The following is a 19,598-nucleotide window of genomic DNA, read 5'->3' as shown; positions in this document are numbered from 1 at the left end:
TTAATATTCCTTTATTTAACTATAGGAAACTAGGATGCCTTATTTAATAGTTATAGTCCTCTCTATTTTTACTCTTACTGGATGCCAATCAGCTTATTACTCCGCAATGGAGCAAGTGGGTTACCACAAGCGTGACATTATGGTCGATAGAGTGGAAGACGCTAAAGAGTCGCAGCAGGATGCTCAGGAAGAGTTTACTAGCGCACTTGAAGCCTTAAGTAGCCTGACTAATTTCAGTGGCGGCGACCTTGAAGACATGTACAACCAAATCAACGATAAATACCAAGACAGCGAGAAAGCCGCGCAAAATGTCAGTGACCGCATTGCTGCGATTGAAGATGTGTCGGATGCGCTATTTGAAGAGTGGCAAGGTGAGTTAGACCTCTACACCAGTGATTCACTGCGCCGCTCGAGCGAGCAAAAGCTTCGTGAAACTAAATCGTCTTACCAAACGATGCTGTCAGCAATGAAGCGTGCCGAGAAGAAAATGGATCCGGTACTCAATACCCTTCGCGACAACACGCTTTACTTAAAACATAACCTCAATGCGAGCGCTGTCGGTTCGTTGCAGGGCGAATTTATGAGCTTAGAAAAAGACATCGCCTACGCGATAGAACAGATGAATGCTGCAATAGCAGAATCGGATAAGTTCCTAGCTCAACTGAACCAGAAGTAGCCCTACAGATAAAGAACACGATGCAACCGATCATTATTACTGGCGGCCCCGGAGCCGGGAAGACAACACTGATTAATGCCTTGGGTGACATGGGTTACCCAACCTTCGCTGAGTCCTCTCGCCAGTTGATAGAACAGCAGAGCCAACTTGAGAACGGTATCTTACCTTGGTTAGACCTACCGGGCTTTGCTCGCCTGTGTCTCACTGTCATGAATGAACAAAAGGAACAGGCCAACAAGCATCCGGTTGCGTTTCTCGATCGCGCCATTCCAGATATCTGCGGTTACTTGACTCAGGCGAACCTTGAGATTGACGAAATCTACCGAGAAGCTAGCCAAGGCTATCACTCACAAGCCTTGTTCTGTCGCCCTGAGGCATCTATTTACGTACAAGATGATGTGAGGCCTTATCCGCTTGAAGAGGCATTAGAGATTCACCACGCGTTAGTTAGAATCTATCAAGAGCTTGGGTATGAGATTATCGAGGTGCCATTTATGTCAGTCGAAGAACGGGCTCTATTTGTTAAAAGCCACCTTGGTATCAAAAGCTAGATCCCCAACTCAATCGCTCCTCCCTCTTGAGGATGACGACTCGATGAATAGAGATGAAACACGCTCTTCGAATCTCGTATCTCGTTTACCCGCCTCTAAACAAACTACCGTCATTCCCTACAGTGAGGAACGTATATGGACTCCCCTAGTATTGCAAGGAAACGAGTAAAGGTACGCAAGTGCACGTATATTCGGTTTCTTTATGGGGAGCTACCCCGAACCTCTATGGCTTAATCCACTCAGCAAAAGTTCTTATCGAGCGTGTGGTGTATTATCACCTTCGTACCTCTCAGAGTTTCTCTTGCTTGCTATGCTTACTCTTTACCATAATTTACTTGCTTACATGTGGGGATTGATGTCTCCCTTAACCTTATAAATCAACTGTTAAGCGATTAACGTCTCATTATAAGATTGATTGCTCTTCAGCATGGCACAAGCCATTCTGATCGTTTTGTTAGCAAGGGCGACAACCACTTGGTTAAACGACTTTCTTTCTAACAGGTTTCGTATCCAGCAACTTAAGCGATCTTCTTTATCTCGGATATTCGCTACCACCGCTCTTGCTCCATGAACGACAAGAGAGCGTAAGGTTTTATCACCTGATTTACTTATTCCGTGGTTTTTGTTCTTACCACCACTGCCAGTATGAGCCGGAACTAAACCTAAGCTCGCACTAGCCCCTCGACCATTTCTATAGGCCGAAGCGTCACCTAGACGGGAAAAAATGGCACTTGCAATCACCCAACGTACACCTCGTAAAGTGATTAATAACTGGCAAGCGGGTATTTGCTTTGCAAAGTCTATAAGTTGCGATTCAACTCTCTCGATAGGCTCATCAAGATTTAGTAGCTGAGCATGTAATTCTCGGAGAACGAATCGAGTTGTCGGTGTTAATTCATTCTCTGCATCTTCGATAACGAAAGGGAGCAGTTCTCGCAGTTTATTGGCTCCTTGTGGGAAGGAAATGCCACATTCCGCTGCATAGCCACGGATCCGTAGACTCACTGCCGTACGTTGCTTTATATAGCTTTGTCTTAGACTCAGCAGCATAGCGATATCTTGTTGCTCCGGTGTTTTTACTGGTACAGAATGAATATCGGAGCGTAAGGAAGCTTCGTAAATCGCGATAGCATCATTAGCATCGTTCTTATTACCACAGCGATATGGCTTCACTTTTTGGGGAGGTATCATTTTGACGGTATGACCACGGCTTTGAAACGTTCGTCCCCAATAATGAGATGCCGAACAGGCCTCTATGCAAATGGTCACGCCAGGGTGTTGGCTGATGACCGTTAGCATTTTCTTTTTAGACATAGCTTGGTTCAACTTACGCTTGCCATGGCGGTTAAATACCGCGACTTGAAAGACGGATTTGGCTAAATCAATTGAGATTGTGTTAGATTTATTCATGGTATGGGCTCCTGTTTTGGTTCGCACCTGTAACTTTAGCTGACGCTGTCAGTTGAGGTGGGGAGTCCATACCATTGAGCGTGATAGGGAATCTCTTGGATGCCGTAAAAGAAAGGTTCCAGATATCTCATCCCTCGATTCTGGAATGACGATTCGATGAGTAGAAATGGATGAAAGAGAACAGGTATCGAAGATCTCACCCTCTTAGTATCTGGCTATATCCAATCTAAACACGCTATTCGTATCCCGCATCTCGTTTACTCGAATCTAAACAAACTAAAAAACAAAAACCCCGAGCAGCTAGGCTACTCGGGGCTTTCTTATCTACTTAGCTAGAAGCTAGTCAGCTGGCAATTAAGCCTTAGCTGGACGTGCTGCACGCTTACGTTCGTTTTCAGTAAGAAGCTTCTTACGGATACGAATGCTTACTGGCGTTACTTCTACTAGTTCGTCTTCGTCGATGAACTCAAGAGCTTGCTCTAGAGTGTGACGGATAGGTGGCGAAAGAACCTGTGCTTCATCAGTACCAGATGCACGAACGTTCGTTAGCTGCTTACCTTTCAGACAGTTTACTGTTAGGTCGTTTGAACGGTTATGAATACCAATGATTTGACCTTCGTATACTTCGTCTGCGTGCTCAGCAAATAGACGACCACGTTCTTGTAGGTTGAATAGTGCGTAAGTCAGAGCTTTACCAGTTGCGTTCGAGATTAGAACACCGTTGTTACGTTGACCGATTACGCCGCCTTTGTGAGGACCGTAGTGATCAAATGAGTGGTAAAGAAGACCAGAACCAGACGTTAGAGTTAGGAACTCAGTTTGGAAACCGATAAGACCACGAGAAGGCATCATGAAGTCCATGCGAACACGGCCTTTGCCATCTGGAGACATATCAGTTAGCTCACCTTTACGTAGACCGATGTTTTCCATGATGCCACCTTGGTGCTCTTCAAGCACGTCGATAGTCACAGTTTCAAACGGTTCAGTTAGGTTGCCATCTTCGTCTTTCTTGATGATAACTTCTGGACGAGATACAGCTAGCTCGAAGCCTTCACGACGCATGTTTTCGATCAGGATAGATAGGTGAAGCTCACCACGACCTGAAACACGGAAACGATCTGGGTTATCAGTTTCTTCAACACGTAGTGCAACGTTGTGTACTAGTTCTTTCTCTAGACGCTCAAGGATGTTACGAGAAGTAACGAACTTACCTTCTTTACCCGCGAACGGAGAAGTGTTTACTTGGAACGTCATTGTTACTGTTGGTTCATCAACAGAAAGCGGAGTCATTGCTTCAACATTGTTTACGTCACAGATAGTGTCTGAAATTTTCAGCTCACCAAGACCAGTGATTGCAATGATGTCGCCAGCGTTAGCTTGCTCAACTTCGTGACGGTCAAGACCTAGGTAACCAAGAACTGTACCTACTTTACCGTTACGTTTTTTGCCTTCTGCATTTACGATAGTTACTTGTTGGTTTGGTTTAACAGAACCACGAGTAACACGAGCAACACCGATAACACCTACGTAAGAGCTGTAATCAAGTTGCGAAATTTGCATTTGTAGTGGACCGTCAAGGTCAACTGCAGGCGCGTCTACTGTATCAACAACAGCTTGGAACAATGGTTCCATGTTCTCGCCAGTTTCGCCTTCAGTCATTGTTGCCCAACCGTTTAGAGCTGAAGCGTAAACAACTGTGAAGTCTAGTTGCTCATCAGTAGCACCTAGGTTGTCGAAAAGGTCGAATACTTGATCCATAACCCAATCAGGACGAGCGCCTGGGCGGTCAATCTTGTTGATTACAACGATTGGCTTAAGACCGTGTGCGAATGCTTTTTGCGTTACGAAACGAGTTTGAGGCATTGGGCCATCAACTGCGTCAACGATAAGCAGAACAGAGTCAACCATAGACATGATACGCTCAACTTCACCACCGAAGTCCGCGTGTCCCGGAGTATCTACGATGTTGATGCGGTAATCATTCCAGTTGATTGCTGTGTTCTTAGCAAGAATGGTAATGCCACGCTCTTTTTCGATGTCATTCGAATCCATGACACGCTCTTCAGCTTCACCACGAGACTCAAGAGTGCCTGACTGTTGTAGCAGTTTATCAACCAAAGTCGTTTTACCGTGGTCAACGTGCGCGATGATCGCGATATTTCTTAACTTATCAATCTGTGGAGTAGACATGGATTCTCGATTCACTCATAAAAGTAGCCGTCACTTATCTCAAAAGTTTGGATAATAACCGCTAGCTTGATTTAAAAAACGGTCAATAATATACCAGATTCTAGACAAAAACCCAGAAATATGTGATCTGAACCAAGGCTTTTTTCTTTATTAGCGATTCATATCCGCTTAACTTTGATTCAGTACAGTGTTGAGCAGCCAAATTCGTAGGACTCTAAAAAAGTATCACCTGCGAGTGGCGAGCCAAATCTCCCGCAAAATAACAAAAGTGGATTGACAACTTAGGCAATTCATTGCTGAATGGTGCTCGCTTATGTCTCATATTGGTGCACAGACAAACGATTGCACCAACAAGGTGCAAGCGGAGATCATTTTGGTGCAAAAACCAGATTGAGCAAAATTACAAAACAAGTAAATCATTGAAATTAATGGAATAATTTTTTTGGCACGTTTTTGGCAACAGATAAATCAGCATCGATTAATGCACTTATAGACATTAATCAATGCTAGTTTCAACCGAATCGAGCTAATACCGAATTAATAACACTGGAGGTTATCCAAGATGTCAGTAGAAAATGTACTATCCCTGATCCAAGAGAACGAAGTTAAATTTATCGACTTACGTTTTACTGATACAAAAGGTAAAGAGCAGCATATCTCTATTCCTTCTCACCAAGTTGATGCAGACTTCTTCGAAGAAGGCAAAATGTTTGACGGCTCTTCAGTAGCTGGTTGGAAAGGCATTAACGAATCTGACATGGTAATGATGCCAGACGCAGCATCTGCTGTACTGGACCCATTCACAGAAGACGCAACGCTAAACATCCGTTGTGACATCCTAGAGCCTGCAACAATGCAAGGCTACGACCGTGACCCACGCTCTATCGCTAAACGTTCTGAAGAGTACCTACGTTCTACAGGTATCGCAGACACAGTTCTAGTTGGTCCAGAGCCAGAGTTCTTCCTATTTGATGACGTTAAGTTCTCAAACGACATGTCTGGTTCTTTCTTCAAGATCGATGACGTAGAAGCAGCTTGGAACACAGGTTCTGACTTCGAAGGCGGTAACAAAGGTCACCGTCCTGGCGTTAAAGGCGGTTACTTCCCAGTAGCTCCAGTAGATTCATCTCAAGACATCCGTTCAGCAATGTGTCTAGTAATGGAAGAGATGGGCCTAGTAGTTGAAGCTCACCACCACGAAGTAGCAACTGCAGGTCAAAACGAAATCGCAACTCGCTTCAACACGCTAACAGCGAAAGCTGATGAAACTCAAATCTACAAGTACGTTGTACACAACGTTGCTCACGCATTTGGTAAAACAGCGACATTCATGCCTAAGCCACTAGTTGGTGACAACGGTTCTGGTATGCACGTTCACCAATCTCTAGCAAAAGACGGCGTTAACCTGTTTGCTGGTGATAAGTACGGCGGCCTATCTGAAATGGCTCTTTACTACATCGGTGGTGTAATCAAGCACGCTCGTGCAATCAACGCGTTTGCTAACCCATCTACTAACTCGTACAAGCGTCTTGTACCTGGTTTCGAAGCACCTGTAATGCTTGCTTACTCAGCACGTAACCGTTCTGCTTCTATCCGTATCCCAGTAGTACCAAGCCCTAAAGCACGTCGTATCGAGCTACGTTTTGGTGACCCAGCAGCTAACCCATACCTATGCTACTCAGCAATGCTTATGGCTGGCCTTGACGGTATCAAGAACAAGATTCACCCAGGCGAAGCTATGGATAAAGATCTATACGACCTTCCTGCAGAAGAAGCAGCTGAAATCCCAACAGTTGCAGAATCTCTACAAGAAGCTCTAGCAGCGCTTAGCGAAGACCGTGAGTTCCTAACAGCTGGCGGCGTATTCTCTGACGATTTCATCGATTCTTACATCACTCTGAAGTCTGACGACGTACAACGTGTGAACATGGCTACACACCCACTTGAGTTTGAACTGTACTACTCAGTTTAATCTCCTGTAGAGATAAGCTACTTCTTACTGCAACCTTGTAAGAATCGCTGACTAAATATTAGGCTCGCCTCGCAGGCGGGCCTTTTTTATATTCTCCCTCCCCCTGCTTCCTCGTACCATACCTTAGACAAAAGCCCTCAGAGGCTGCTGCTATAAATACAATAAAATCAATAACAAAACTAACGCCAAACGTGAAATCACCTAGCGGTGAAAAGAGGCTAAAGATATGAAAAACATACTGTTCCTGATCGGGTTAACAGTCGCGCTCTCGTGCTCTGCTCAAACGGTGTATACCTGGGTAGATGAAGATGGCGTGCTCCACTTTAGTGATAATCCTAGCGCTCAAGATGCCGAGGCTCTTCGCCTGCCAGATGTGCAAGCTTCAGCACCCGCCCCTAAATTTGAGGCCTCGACTCCGGTTGACGCCGCTGCTTCCTCTACAACTAAAACGCCAGCTAAAACCCAGGCAGAAACCGAAACCACAGAGCGCGAGGTTCCCACTCAATTAGCCCTCACCATGCTGACTCCAGTTCATGATCAAACCATTCGCAACAACCGCGGCTTAATCCCGATTCAGATAGAGCTCAACCGAAAACTTGGTATTGGGGAGCAATTACAATTGATGCTTGATGGCCGTCGTTATGGCGCCCCGCAGACCCAACCTATTTGGGAATTAAAAGGTATCGACCGAGGTACTCACACCATTGCAATTCAAGCACATAGAAGCGGCAAGCTTATTGCATCTACTAGTCCAGTCACCGTGTATTTACATCGAGCGACGCTCAAGTAGGCCAATGTGTTAAAAGAGGTCAAATAACCTCTACTTTTCACCTAATCGAAGCAGCTTTCAGCGACTCTAATGAATTATCTTTAGCTTCTGGTTGATATGCGCCATACTTGAACTTAGCTACGCACCAATTTGGTGCAGTGAGAAAAACACCAGTTCAAGGACGAAATAGTGAATCGATCAGCCAAAAGCGACAGCATAGATACACATCATCTTTCCAGCGCCATTCTCGACAATATGGTGACTTCGACATTGATGCTCGATGAGCAGTTGTATGTCCGATACGCCAATCCAGCGGCTGAGCAGCTCTTTTCACAGAGCGCACGACGCATCGTTGATCATCCACTGAGCCAACTTATCCAACACGCCTCACTTGATTTGGCGCTTCTGACGCAACCACTACAAAGTGGCCAGAGCATTACCGACAGTGACGTTACCTTCGTTGTTGATAACCGCCCACTGATGCTTGAAGTCACGGTTAGCCCAATATCTTGGCAGCGAGAGACGCTGTTATTGGTTGAGATGCGCAAAATAGACCAGCAAAGACGCCTTAGCCAAGAGCTCAACCAACACGCACAACAACAAGCGGCTAAGTTGCTGGTACGCGGGTTAGCACATGAAATCAAAAACCCACTAGGTGGCTTAAGAGGTGCAGCGCAGTTACTTGGTAAAATGCTTCCTGATCAGTCTCTTAATGAATATACGCAGATCATTATTGAGCAAGCCGACCGCCTAAGAGCATTGGTCGATCGCCTGCTTGGCCCTCAGAAGCCGGGGACTAAATCAGAAGAGAACCTTCACCAGATACTTGAGAAAGTTAGGCAGCTCGTAGAGCTCGAATCGGGTTCAACGCTCGCCATCGAAAGGGATTACGACCCTAGCTTGCCGGACATCTTGATGGATTCGGCACAGGTTGAACAAGCGATGCTCAATATCGTGAGCAATGCGGCACAGATTCTAAAGACTCAGGATTCTGGAAAAATCACCATTCGCACCAGAACGGTGCATCAAGCAAATATTCACGGGCAGCGACACAAACTCGCGGCTCGTATTGAGATCAGCGATAACGGTCCGGGTATCCCCGATGATTTAAAAGACACCTTGTTTTACCCAATGGTCAGTGGACGAGAAGGTGGAACAGGTCTGGGGCTATCGATTTCTCAAAACCTGATCGATCAACACAATGGGAAAATTGATGTTGAAAGCTGGCCGGGCAACACCACATTCACGATTTACCTACCGATTTAGGTCACAAGAACCTCGTGATTGGACAGCGAGATGAAAGGCTTAACTCGGTAACACAAAAATTAAGACATCATAAAAACAACAATGATTATCACAATAGATTTGGCTGCAAAGGAATTGAATTATGAGTAAGGGATACGTTTGGGTCGTCGATGACGACAGCTCTATCCGCTGGGTAGTAGAGAAAACACTTTCATCTGCGGATATTAAGTGTGAAACATTTGCTGATGCTGAGAGCGTGTTACTTGCGCTTGAACGAGAAACGCCAGACGTTTTGGTGTCTGATATTCGCATGCCTGGCATTGACGGAATTGAGCTGTTAAACCAAGTTCACCAGCGCTCTCCCAACCTGCCCGTGATCATTATGACCGCGCACTCAGACCTTGATGCAGCGGTGAATGCTTATCAAAAAGGCGCCTTTGAATATCTTCCAAAGCCGTTCGATATTGATGAAACACTGACTCTAGTCGAGCGAGCAATCGCGCACAGCCAAGAACAGAAACGCGAACAAGCCAGTGAAGTCGCTGAAGACACCAACGCGCCTGAAATCATCGGTGAAGCACCGGCAATGCAAGAGGTTTTCCGAGCGATTGGCCGTTTGTCTCGTTCATCCATATCCGTGCTGATCAATGGTGAATCGGGTACCGGTAAAGAATTGGTCGCTCACGCTCTGCATCGTCACAGCCCAAGAGCCAAGAAACCCTTCATTGCCTTGAACATGGCTGCTATCCCCAAAGATCTAATCGAGTCTGAACTGTTTGGCCACGAAAAAGGTGCCTTTACCGGTGCTAACAGCGTTCGCCAAGGACGCTTCGAACAAGCCAACGGTGGCACCCTGTTTCTTGATGAGATCGGCGACATGCCACTCGATATTCAGACTCGCTTGCTACGTGTACTTTCTGATGGCCAATTTTATCGTGTGGGTGGACACTCTGCGGTTAAGGTTGACGTTCGTATCGTTGCCGCAACCCACCAAGACCTTGAGCGCTTAGTGCATGAAGGCGACTTCCGTGAAGACCTTTTCCACCGACTCAACGTTATCCGAATCCATATCCCGGCACTGCGCGAACGTAAACAAGACATTGAAAAACTGACTCATCACTTCCTAGCATCCGCCGCCGAAGAGCTTGGTGTTGAAGTCAAGACACTGCACCCTGAGACCATTTTGAAGCTCAACCAGCTCAATTGGCCGGGTAACGTGCGTCAGCTTGAAAACATTTGTCGTTGGCTCACCGTGATGGCGAGCGGCAGCGAAATTCTTCCTTCGGACCTGCCACCAGAGCTGTTGGAAGAAAAAGTGGTGACAACCTCAGGAACTGGAGATAACTGGCAACAACTGCTCGCTAATTGGGCAAAGTGTGCGCTTGATTCAGGAGAAAAAGAGCTGCTGACTTATGCTCTGCCAGAGTTTGAACGTATACTGCTAGAGGCTGCACTCCACCATACTAATGGTCATAAACAGGATGCAGCTAAGGTTTTGGGATGGGGAAGAAACACCCTAACTCGTAAACTCAAAGAACTGTACTAGACCTTATATGACTCTCGATGCAGCTACTTTTTAACCAAAAAAGTGTCGCTTGGTTTGAATAGTGTCGGTACAATTACAGTACACTATTCACCAAAGTTGTAGCTAAAGATGTCTTTGAAAACACAAATTACTTTGAGAACCGCAGTGGTTCTGCCATTCGTGATGATTTTTCTGTTCACTATGGGCGTAATGGTTTTCACTCAAAAGCTAAGCTACAAAGAGATGGTGAGTGATGTTAGTGCACGCCAACTAACATCACTGACTGACAATGTTCATCAAAGCCTGTCTAATTTTTTAGAAAAGCCATTTCACGCGAACCTCTCGCTCAGCCATAACATCGGCTACCACCACCTTTATCAAGCGGGTAATCTCAGCAAGGTTCAAGACTATATTTTTTATACGTTTTCAGACCATTACACGGCTGTACCTCAACTCGATGTGATCGGCTTTGGCTCTGAAGATGGTAACTACGTCGGTTTCCGCAAAGAAGCCAACAAAGGCTACACCTTGATGGTGCAAGACGAACGCACCAATGATCAGTTGGTCATTTACCGTGGCAGCAAGATTAGTGAAGACATTCGATCGGTAATTTCAGGTTACGACCCAAGAATCCGTCCTTGGTACACACCCGTTGCTACACAGAAAAAACCGTTGTGGTCACCAATTTATGCCAATGCTGACGAACGCCAAGAAATCACCTTATCGGCTCTCGCACCTATCTATGATGATAACGAATTCAAAGCCGTCGTCGTCAGCGACATCAAGATCAATACCTTCAATGCGTTTCTCAGAAAACTCAAAGATAGAACGGATGCCTCTGTTTACATCATCGATAAACAGCAACGCTTGGTCGCGCACTCAGGCGGAGGCAGTGTCGTTTCGTGGGGAACAGGAAAAACTAACAAAGGCCAACGCTTACTTGCAACAGAGAGTGCTAACCCCGTAATACGTGAAAGCGCCAGTTACGTAGACCAATTCCACCTAATCGATAATTTGGGAGAGCAGCGCTTTAGCTTTAGCCTAGACAACGAACGCTACTTTAACCAAATCACCCCTTACGAAGATGAACACGGCCTCACGTGGTTTATTGGAGTGTCGATTCCTGAAAGCAATCTGCTCGGTGAATTACCAGAAAATCAAAGAAACAGTTGGTTGCTCGGGCTAGCACTGAGTTGCCTTGGAGTCATTGCAGGATTAGTTGCCTTTAATCGCGTAACCCAACCCATCACCTCGACTGCAGATGCAGCCAAACGCCTTGCTAAAGGCGACTGGGACACGAGCATGCCAAAGACGGGGCATATCTATGAAACCAGCATGTTGGTGGAGTCATTCAATGAAATGGCCAACAACTTAAAGGCCTCGTTTCACGCCTTGCAGTCTCAGCTTACCTATGACTCATTAACCAAGCTATACAGTCGTGAAGGCTTTATTGATGCGGCCAAGAAACACCCTGATAACGAAAAAGGCACGCTGTATTTGATTGGTATTGATCGCTTCCGAGACATCAATGACAGCCTAGGTCATTACAATGGTGACCAACTGCTTATCATTGCGGCGGCTCGTTTAAGAGGCACACTGCCATCCGAATACCTATTGGCTCGAACTGGTGGTGATGAGTTTGCCATTTACGCACCAAACGTAACGCAAAGCGATGATGTTCAGCTGCTGACTAACCGCTTACTTCAAACCTTCGCTTCCCCATTTTCAATGGAATCAGAAAGCGTGGTGATTAAGGTATCGATGGGGATAGTGAAGGTCTCGAATCTCCATGACATTACACTCCTGCTACGCAGCAGCAGCATTGCACTGAGCAACGCAAAACAAGACAAAACCAGTGTCAGCATTTACAGCCCGGAGATGGGTAAAGCATCGAGACATCGCACCAAGATGCTAGCGCGGATGAACCGAGCAATAGAGCTTCAACAGTTCGAACCGTTTTATCAGCCTATTATTGATCTAGAATCTGGCTCGACCATAGGTGCGGAAGCTTTAGCTCGCTGGATAACGGATGAAGGGGTGATCTCGCCACTCGAGTTCATTCCTCTCGCGGAAGAGAGCGGACTCATTTACGATATCGGAAAACAAATTCTGCATAAGTCGTGTCGAGATACAGCCATCGCGATTGAGTCAGGAAAGTGGAGAAAAGACTTCTCGATTCACGTCAATCTATCAGTCGATCAGCTAAGCGAAAGTGGCTTTGTTGAACAAGTAAAAGGCACGCTGCGAGACACCAAGCTGCCAGCAAGCAACCTGACACTAGAGATCACCGAATCACGCATCGTCGACAACGATCCAACCATCATCGATAACATGCTGACGCTCAAAGCGTTAGGGGTCTCAATCGCAATTGATGATTTTGGTACTGGCTACTCTTCCCTAGCCTATCTGCAAAAGCTGCCATTTGATTGCCTGAAGATCGATCGAAGCTTCGTAAGCAAGCTCAACAAAGAGAACCTCGACAGCTCTATCGTCGCGGCCATCGTTAACATCACTAAAGGTTTCAAAGTGAGCTTGGTGGCAGAAGGCGTTGAAACACAGCAACAGGCAGAATTACTCAAGCAACTACAATGCCCGCTTGCTCAAGGATTCTTATACAGCCGTCCAGTTCCGTTTGACCAATGGCCTACCGACCTCAGCAACTCCAAGCAAAGTGCCAAGGTCAAACAAAATATCACTGAGAGCCTCACCTAGTCAGGCAGAAATCGAATGAGTCAGATACAAAAATGCCAGCATGATGCTGGCATTTTTTATGTTTCTATTCTCAATCGAGCGATTAGATAACGCGAGAGAATTGCTGCTGGCGAGCCTTTGCACGTAGGTATTTATCAAAACACATACAGATGTTACGGATCAGCAAACGGCCACGCAGAGTTACGCGGATTTCTTTGTCATCGACTTCAACCAAATCATCGTTGATGAAGGTTTGTAGAAGCTCTAAATCTTCTTTGAAGTAGCGATTAAAGTTAACCGAGAACTCAGACTCGATCATGGTTTTATCAAGCTTGAAGTTACAGATAAGCTGCTTGATCACTTCACGACGTAGAAGGTCATCACTGTCTAGTGCCACACCTTTCCAAAGTGCATGACGCAAATCATTCACCTGAGCGTAGTACTTCTTCAACTCTTTTTGGTTTTGCGCGTAAGCATCACCCACCATAGAGATAGCAGAAACACCGAAACCAATTAGGTCAGCTTCACCTTGAGTGGTGTAGCCTTGGAAGTTACGATGCAGAATGCCTTCACGCTGGGCAACCGCTAGCTCATCTTCAGGTAGAGCAAAGTGGTCCATACCGATGAACTGGTAACCCGCACCCGTTAGCGTCTCGATGGTATCTTGTAAGATCGCCATTTTCTCTTTCGCTTCCGGTAGGTCTTCGTCTTTAATCTTACGCTGAGCAGCAAACAACTGAGGCATGTGTGCGTAGTTAAATACCGATAAACGACCCGGTTTCATCTCCAGCACTTGCTTCAATGTTTCAGCGAACAAAGCTTGAGTCTGCTTCGGTAGGCCGTAAATCAAATCAAGGTTAGTTGAGCGGAAACCTAATTCTTTCGCACGTTGAACCATCGCAATGATGAACTCTTCATCTTGCTCACGGTTAACCAGCTTCTGCACTTCTTTATTGAAGTCTTGCACACCAATACTCAGACGGTTGAAACCTTCATTACGCAGGTGATCAAGTACGTCTAGCTCAATCTCACGCGGGTCAACTTCAATACTGATCTCAGCGTCAGCGGTGAAGTTAAATTCCTCACGCAAAATCATCATCAAGCGAGTGATTTGTGTTTTGGTCAAAAACGTTGGCGTGCCACCACCGAAGTGCAATTGAGTCACTTCACGACCATTCAATAAAGAGGCGCGTTGGCGGATTTCATGTTCGATCACATCAAGGTACTCATCCGCTTTATGCGAGTGACGAGTAATGACTTTATTACAACCACAGTAATAACAAAGCTTGTGACAGAATGGGATATGCACGTAAAGAGAGAGTGGACGCTCAGGATATTGAGTACACGCCATGTCGTAATCAGCGACGGTAAACGCTTCATGAAACTCCAACGCAGTTGGGTATGAGGTGTAACGAGGTCCCGAATAGTTGTACTTGTTTAAGATCTCTTGATCCCAAACGATTTGCTGATTCGTTGTTACTGGCTTGCTCGACATAGCGGTATTTCCAATTTAGATCCGCGAGAACCTAAGGTCTCTCAAATCATTTTACATACATTAAAATATAGACGGGTTATTTTGCCACACGACCAGTAAGGTCGTTCTAAGACAAAATCAATTTTTCAGACAAAAACTCAGAACTGCTAGCTTGATCACTAACAAAGCGTCGGGATTAACGAGACGCAAAAGGTAAGAAGGCTCATTTAACACTATCTATAAAGATAAGCTGTCTTAAGAACAAGGCGTATTAAAACTATATGTCTCAACAAAACTATATGTCTCAACAACCGCACAACTCAAGAATACTCTGTATTAAACAAGCCTCTATTTTAAAAGTCTTAGCGACTAGATCATCTGAATGTTGATTTGGTTGTTGAGAGGCTTAACCTTCTCTTGCAACCTTTTCAGATCTTCAATGACCGCATCATTCAAGCGAGTCTCTGCCTTATGGCGTGTGAGATTCTGCTGCATGCGTTCTTTCTTCGTCAGTTCCTGTCTTGCATCTCCGCGAGCCATATCTTTTACGATATGGTACAGCTCAGAAAGAGCAGGATACTCAGAATCAAAATCGACACGCTCATCACCCTGAACATTATCCATAATGATACACACTCGGATACTGATCTCAGGTAAGTCACATTGCCCTTGAATGCCCGCTAAGCACAAAGTATTTACGTTTTCGTAAATCGTCGCGTTACGTTTTTCAATGGCGAGTGCTTGATGCTGCTTTTGCAACTCCGTCTGCTTCTTCACTTGAAGTAGAAGGTAACCTGCGTAAGAGCCCAAGCCGAGAATGATAATTCCACCAGCAATTGCTAATAAGGTTACGTTCATTGGCTATTAACCTTTAAAGCTGTCTAAATCGAAATCTTCGAATTGAGATAGCAAGTCTTCGTCAGAGCTCGCTTTCTTCTTAGATGCAACCGGTGCTTCTTCGAAGATCTCTTCTTCATCGTCTTCTGGCTCTAGTAGACCTAAGCGGCCCATTAGGTGTTCGATACGATCAAGTTTCTCATCAACAAACTTCTGCAGACCAGCACCTAGGTTCTCACCATTTTCGATACGATCTAGCAGTGTGTTCAGTTGAGCATCATTCTCAAGCATCTCTAACTCTTGTTCGTTAGACAGCTTGCGCTCTTGTTTAGTCGGCTTCTTCGCTGGTTCAACGATCAGCGGGATTTTTTTCTTGCTGCCTAAACGAGGGTCACGAGCTTGTGCAGCTTTACGCTGTTTTGCTTCGCTACCATCTGAGTGACGGCTGCCAGACTTAAGGCCTTTACGCTTTTTAACACGCTTACGTTCACGACCTTCAACATCAGATTCACTACGGTTACGAGTAACCATAGGCTCCGGAGCGCCAAGTGCTCCCGGCTTTCTTGATTTCTTACTACGACCCATTACTGCACTTTCCTCAGTAAAATTACATCATTTCCAAAAAATTCTAGTTCGAGCTTATCCCGCTCTGCCAAAAACTGGAATGTTTGACGACTAAAGAAGACGACATGTGTCGGGTCATTCTTGTAGTGCCAACCAGCAAACGCGTCTACGTCTATTACTAGTTTAGTCATAAGACCAATCCAGCCCTTGGGTTTAACTAAATTCAACCATTGCTGCCACACTTTGTCTGGGTGATAAAGATGCTCTATCACCTCCGTGGCAGTCATAAAGTCATACGTTTTTTCCAACACAGAGGTATCTGGGTGGTAATAGATATCGTACAACTCCATGGTGTGTCCGGCTTCTTCTAACATAATAGATAGCGTAGGGCCTGGGCCACAACCAAAATCCAACCCTTGTGAGTTAGATGAAATTTTGTCTGTTAGTGGATCCGCGATGCGAGATAAAAAGCGGCGATAGCCTGCATCACTAGGATCGTTCTCATGGAGATCATAGTGTGCTTTTTCTTCTTTTGCTTCTAACCTTTGTTCAGGTTTAACAAATACCAGTTCACATTGCTGACACTGCAGATAGGCTCTGCGTTTGTCTTCAAAATAGTGATTCACGCCTTGGTGATGGCATAAGGGACAAGTATACATAGCACATCCTTAAACAGGGATGCGAAACATACCAGAAACTGAGTTTATAGTGGAGAGGTATTGGGTGTTTTTTCATCAAATCAATAAAAAAAGCGATAGGAAAACCTATCGCTCTCTAAATCTGCCTATATCGGCCAAAATTTGCATACTCAACTTGGTACACAAATCTCCATTTGTTATTGGTGCTTTCCATGCCAAATTTGTTTGTTGTTCATCGTCCTGATGAGTTTTGGCTATCCTTTTCTAACACCTTGTTGCTGGGCTGTCCTAGCCTGATCCATTTCTGTCTATACCGTTAGACTAGATGATCATCCATATCTAAGTCAGCTCCTAGCTGATGGCGGTTACTTTACCGTGTTACAAAAAGACTACAAGAGTGCGACTTCACACTTTTGTACACAAATCGATCACACATTGATAAATCAGACATAAACACAAAATGCATTAATAAAACCAATACAAAAGAAAACGCCCCGACCATTACTGATCGGGGCGTCTCTTCAATCTCGCTCGAACGTACATTCCTTTGCTCTGGCTAAGAGCAAGAAACCGACAAATTAGTGTAAACCACCAACGTACTTCGATAAGGTATCAATATCAGCGTCTGTTAACTTTTTAGCTACATCACGCATCATCGCATTCATGTCGTTATTACGGTCACCATCGCGGAATTTTTCAAGTTGAGCCTTGATGTAATCTGCGTGCTGACCTGAAATCTTAGGGAAACCAGAAAGTTCGGTACCATTACCACGTGGGCCGTGACAAGCAATACACGCCGTTACGCCGCGTTCTGCGTTACCCGCTGTGTAAAGAACCTTACCTTCATCTACTACATTTTCAGGAGTAGAGTTACTAGAGATAGGTAGAGAGGCGTAGTATGCCGCTAGGTCAGCCATATCTTCTTCAGATAAAGGCATCGCCATTGCACCCATTACAGGTTCGTAACGACCTTGCTTACCACCACTTGTCATACCTAGCTTAAGCTCTTTTAACTGCTTCTCTAGATACTTCTCATGTTGACCGGCCAGCTTAGGGTACTGAGTGATCAGACTGTTGCCGTCAGCACCGTGGCAGGCAACACATGTTTGTGATTTGGCTTTACCAGCTTCAATACTACCTTGAGCCCATACTGAGCAGCTGGCTAAAAGACTCAAAATTAGCGCTAATTTCTTCATGACATTCCATTATAATTATCAAGCTTCCAGTACCACTCTATGTTGCCACTCATGGTACAATAGGCGACCTTATGCCGAGCACGGTTATTTTACACAAATTCACAAAAAAGTAATCAATCGACTACACAAAGTCGAGATGGAGTTAACAGTGAGCGTAAAAATTCATTATCAAAACACGCATTTCATTACCAGTGCACCTGATATTCGTCATTTACCAGAAGACGAAGGGATCGAAATTGCGTTTGCAGGACGCTCCAATGCTGGTAAATCTAGCGCGTTAAATCGCGTTACTAACCAAAAAAGCTTGGCGAAAACCAGTAAAACACCCGGTCGAACTCAGCTAATTAACCTATTTAAGGTAACGGACGGTTGTCATATCGTCGATTTACCTGGATATGGCTTTGCTCAAGTACCGCTTGAGATGAAGAAAAAATGGCAGAAGTCGCTAGGTGAATACCTACAACGACGTGAAAGCCTGAAAGGTTTAGTGGTATTGATGGATATCCGTCACCCAATGAAAGACCTTGACCAACAAATGATCTACTGGGCTATCGATAGCCGCATCCCAGTACAGGTTTTGTTAACAAAAGCAGACAAACTGAAAAGTGGTGCGCGTAAAGCACAGCTACTGAAAATCCGTAACGATGCAAAATCTTTCGGTGGTGATGTTGCGGTTGATGTCTTCTCTTCAATGAAGGGCATCGGCGTTGACCAACTGCGTGCCAAGATGGATGAGTGGTTTGCTCCAGCGCTTGCTGATCAAATCATTGATGAGTTAGCGGACGAAGAGCACAACGACTCAGAGTAATTCCTCTACTTATCGCTATAGGTTAGAGCACTGACAACACGTGATTTTGCCTTATCAATGCCCCTCCTTATATAGGTGGGGTATTTTTTTGCCCAAAAATGAGTGAGTTAAGCCTAAGTTTTTAGTGTTAAAGATCGGATTTACCCACTAGAACCAATAGAAGTGAACCATACTAAAAGACACATCTAAATAATCAGAACAATGAGAAGGAATACTCATGTGGAAAACACCATTGGCCATCATTGCACTTATGTTGGTCTCACTGACAGGATTTGCCTCTGAAGCAGAACAAGAACAAGCCCCACTGATCAATGTCGATATGACCTTAGACCTAGATGGCATGGAAAAGTACGCCCAAGATGCGAGTGAGTCTCTTGAGGTGATATCGCAATCTTTGCAGGCGATAGTCAACAACCCCAATCTAAGCGACGACCAGCAACAAGCCCTCAATCAAACCGTTGAAAGCATCAATAAGCTTGCGAGCTCCACCAAGACATCCCTCAATCAACTGCCACAAGCCTTAGACCAATCTCGACTCGCCTTTAAACAAACCAGCCAAGTGCTGTTGGATGACATTCAGACCAAGATCATCATTGCGCTGGCAGCCGTTATCGGTGTGATTATTATCGCTTTGACCGCTATCTATCTGCTTATCCTGAAACCCATGCAGCAAACCTTGGTAAAAGCGACCAACAATATCTCTTCGATGGCGCAATCCATCCAGATCACCGCCGAAGCACTGAAATACAGCACCGAGAAACAACAGAAAATCATGGATTACATTGAGCATTCACCGACTCAATACACTGATAAATAAGGCGTGAGCCATCAATCCTTTATCGATAACTTGTAAAATAAAAGTTATTTCAAGTGATAAAACAATCGACTTAGAGACGGATTTAAATTACCAAACGCTGATCGAATTCCAGATCTAAGGCAAATCAGGGGTTTATCACTGTGCTTGAGAAAGTGTAATAAAAGGCACTAAAAATGAGAGGTTTTGCGGGGGAATGATAGGTTGGAAATATTTTTCTTTCGCACAAGAAAAAACG

At 45.1% G+C, this 19,598-nt stretch carries 16 protein-coding genes; 9 read left to right on the top strand and 7 right to left on the bottom strand.

All coding sequences use genetic code 11. From position 1 onward, the window contains the following. The first annotated feature begins 34 nt into the window (after positions 1-34). Both MSG38_RS21205 and MSG38_RS21200 read left to right on the top strand, forming a co-directional pair. A complete protein-coding gene (locus MSG38_RS21205) occupies positions 35-676 on the top strand; it encodes a DUF2959 domain-containing protein (protein WP_248373603.1) in 642 nt (213 codons plus the stop codon). 20 nt (positions 677-696) lie between these two features. Beyond that, positions 697-1,227, top strand: a complete 531-nt coding sequence (locus tag MSG38_RS21200) for an AAA family ATPase (protein ID WP_248402535.1) — start codon at positions 697-699, stop codon at positions 1,225-1,227. A 384-nt stretch (positions 1,228-1,611) separates the two neighbouring features. On the opposite strand, the gene MSG38_RS21195 is transcribed toward MSG38_RS21200, so the two are convergent. Beyond that, positions 1,612-2,637: an IS110 family transposase gene (locus tag MSG38_RS21195; RefSeq protein WP_248402534.1), complete on the bottom strand. Its 1,026-nt coding sequence runs from the start codon at positions 2,635-2,637 to the stop codon at positions 1,612-1,614. Between the two features lie 354 nt (positions 2,638-2,991). Further along, on the bottom strand, positions 2,992-4,827 hold the full coding sequence (typA, locus tag MSG38_RS21190; RefSeq protein ID WP_017059220.1) for a translational GTPase TypA: 1,836 nt from the start codon (positions 4,825-4,827) through the stop codon (positions 2,992-2,994). A 562-nt stretch (positions 4,828-5,389) separates the two neighbouring features. Here typA and glnA point away from each other — a divergent pair. The 5 genes from glnA (at position 5,390) to MSG38_RS21165 (ending at position 13,050) form a co-directional block, all read left to right on the top strand. Further along, positions 5,390-6,799, top strand: coding sequence for a glutamate--ammonia ligase (gene glnA / locus MSG38_RS21185; RefSeq protein ID WP_017059221.1), 1,410 nt, complete (start codon positions 5,390-5,392; stop codon positions 6,797-6,799). Between the two features lie 226 nt (positions 6,800-7,025). After that, positions 7,026-7,589: a DUF4124 domain-containing protein gene (locus MSG38_RS21180; RefSeq protein WP_248402533.1), complete on the top strand. Its 564-nt coding sequence runs from the start codon at positions 7,026-7,028 to the stop codon at positions 7,587-7,589. Between the two features lie 168 nt (positions 7,590-7,757). Beyond that, positions 7,758-8,834, top strand: coding sequence for a nitrogen regulation protein NR(II) (glnL, locus tag MSG38_RS21175; RefSeq protein WP_019826501.1), 1,077 nt, complete (start codon positions 7,758-7,760; stop codon positions 8,832-8,834). Positions 8,835-8,955: 121 nt separating this feature from the next. After that, positions 8,956-10,359 carry a nitrogen regulation protein NR(I) gene (gene glnG / locus MSG38_RS21170; protein ID WP_248402532.1) on the top strand — a complete coding sequence of 468 codons (1,404 nt, stop codon included), beginning with the start codon at positions 8,956-8,958 and terminating at the stop codon, positions 10,357-10,359. Between the two features lie 108 nt (positions 10,360-10,467). After that, complete coding sequence (locus MSG38_RS21165; RefSeq protein ID WP_248402531.1) at positions 10,468-13,050, top strand: GGDEF and EAL domain-containing protein; 2,583 nt, start codon at positions 10,468-10,470, stop codon at positions 13,048-13,050. An 82-nt stretch (positions 13,051-13,132) separates the two neighbouring features. Here MSG38_RS21165 and hemN read toward each other — a convergent pair whose 3' ends face one another. From hemN to MSG38_RS21140, 5 genes are all read right to left on the bottom strand, one after another. Beyond that, on the bottom strand, positions 13,133-14,524 hold the full coding sequence (gene hemN / locus MSG38_RS21160; protein ID WP_048663047.1) for an oxygen-independent coproporphyrinogen III oxidase: 1,392 nt from the start codon (positions 14,522-14,524) through the stop codon (positions 13,133-13,135). A 348-nt stretch (positions 14,525-14,872) separates the two neighbouring features. Beyond that, the gene (locus MSG38_RS21155; RefSeq protein WP_048661282.1) at positions 14,873-15,361 is read right to left on the bottom strand and encodes a DUF2489 domain-containing protein; all 489 of its coding nucleotides are present in this window, start codon (positions 15,359-15,361) and stop codon (positions 14,873-14,875) included. Between the two features lie 6 nt (positions 15,362-15,367). Continuing rightward, positions 15,368-15,925, bottom strand: coding sequence for a Der GTPase-activating protein YihI (gene yihI, locus MSG38_RS21150; RefSeq protein WP_017060163.1), 558 nt, complete (start codon positions 15,923-15,925; stop codon positions 15,368-15,370). Then, positions 15,925-16,563 carry a class I SAM-dependent methyltransferase gene (locus MSG38_RS21145; RefSeq protein WP_048612436.1) on the bottom strand — a complete coding sequence of 213 codons (639 nt, stop codon included), beginning with the start codon at positions 16,561-16,563 and terminating at the stop codon, positions 15,925-15,927. The genes yihI and MSG38_RS21145 overlap by 1 nt, the downstream gene beginning before the upstream one ends. A gap of 557 nt (positions 16,564-17,120) precedes the next feature. Next, a complete protein-coding gene (locus MSG38_RS21140; protein WP_012602993.1) occupies positions 17,121-17,738 on the bottom strand; it encodes a c-type cytochrome in 618 nt (205 codons plus the stop codon). Positions 17,739-17,886: 148 nt separating this feature from the next. Here MSG38_RS21140 and yihA point away from each other — a divergent pair, with 148 nt between their 5' ends. Beyond that, on the top strand, positions 17,887-18,546 hold the full coding sequence (gene yihA, locus MSG38_RS21135) for a ribosome biogenesis GTP-binding protein YihA/YsxC (protein ID WP_017060162.1): 660 nt from the start codon (positions 17,887-17,889) through the stop codon (positions 18,544-18,546). Between the two features lie 217 nt (positions 18,547-18,763). Continuing rightward, positions 18,764-19,363: a GTP-binding protein gene (locus MSG38_RS21130; RefSeq protein ID WP_248368857.1), complete on the top strand. Its 600-nt coding sequence runs from the start codon at positions 18,764-18,766 to the stop codon at positions 19,361-19,363. Positions 19,364-19,598: the final 235 nt, after the last annotated feature.

It is taken from the genome of Vibrio sp. 1CM24A, from assembly GCF_023161725.1.
Taxonomy (GTDB): Bacteria; Pseudomonadota; Gammaproteobacteria; order Enterobacterales; family Vibrionaceae; genus Vibrio; species Vibrio coralliirubri.
This window is presented reverse-complemented; position numbering and strand designations above follow the sequence as displayed.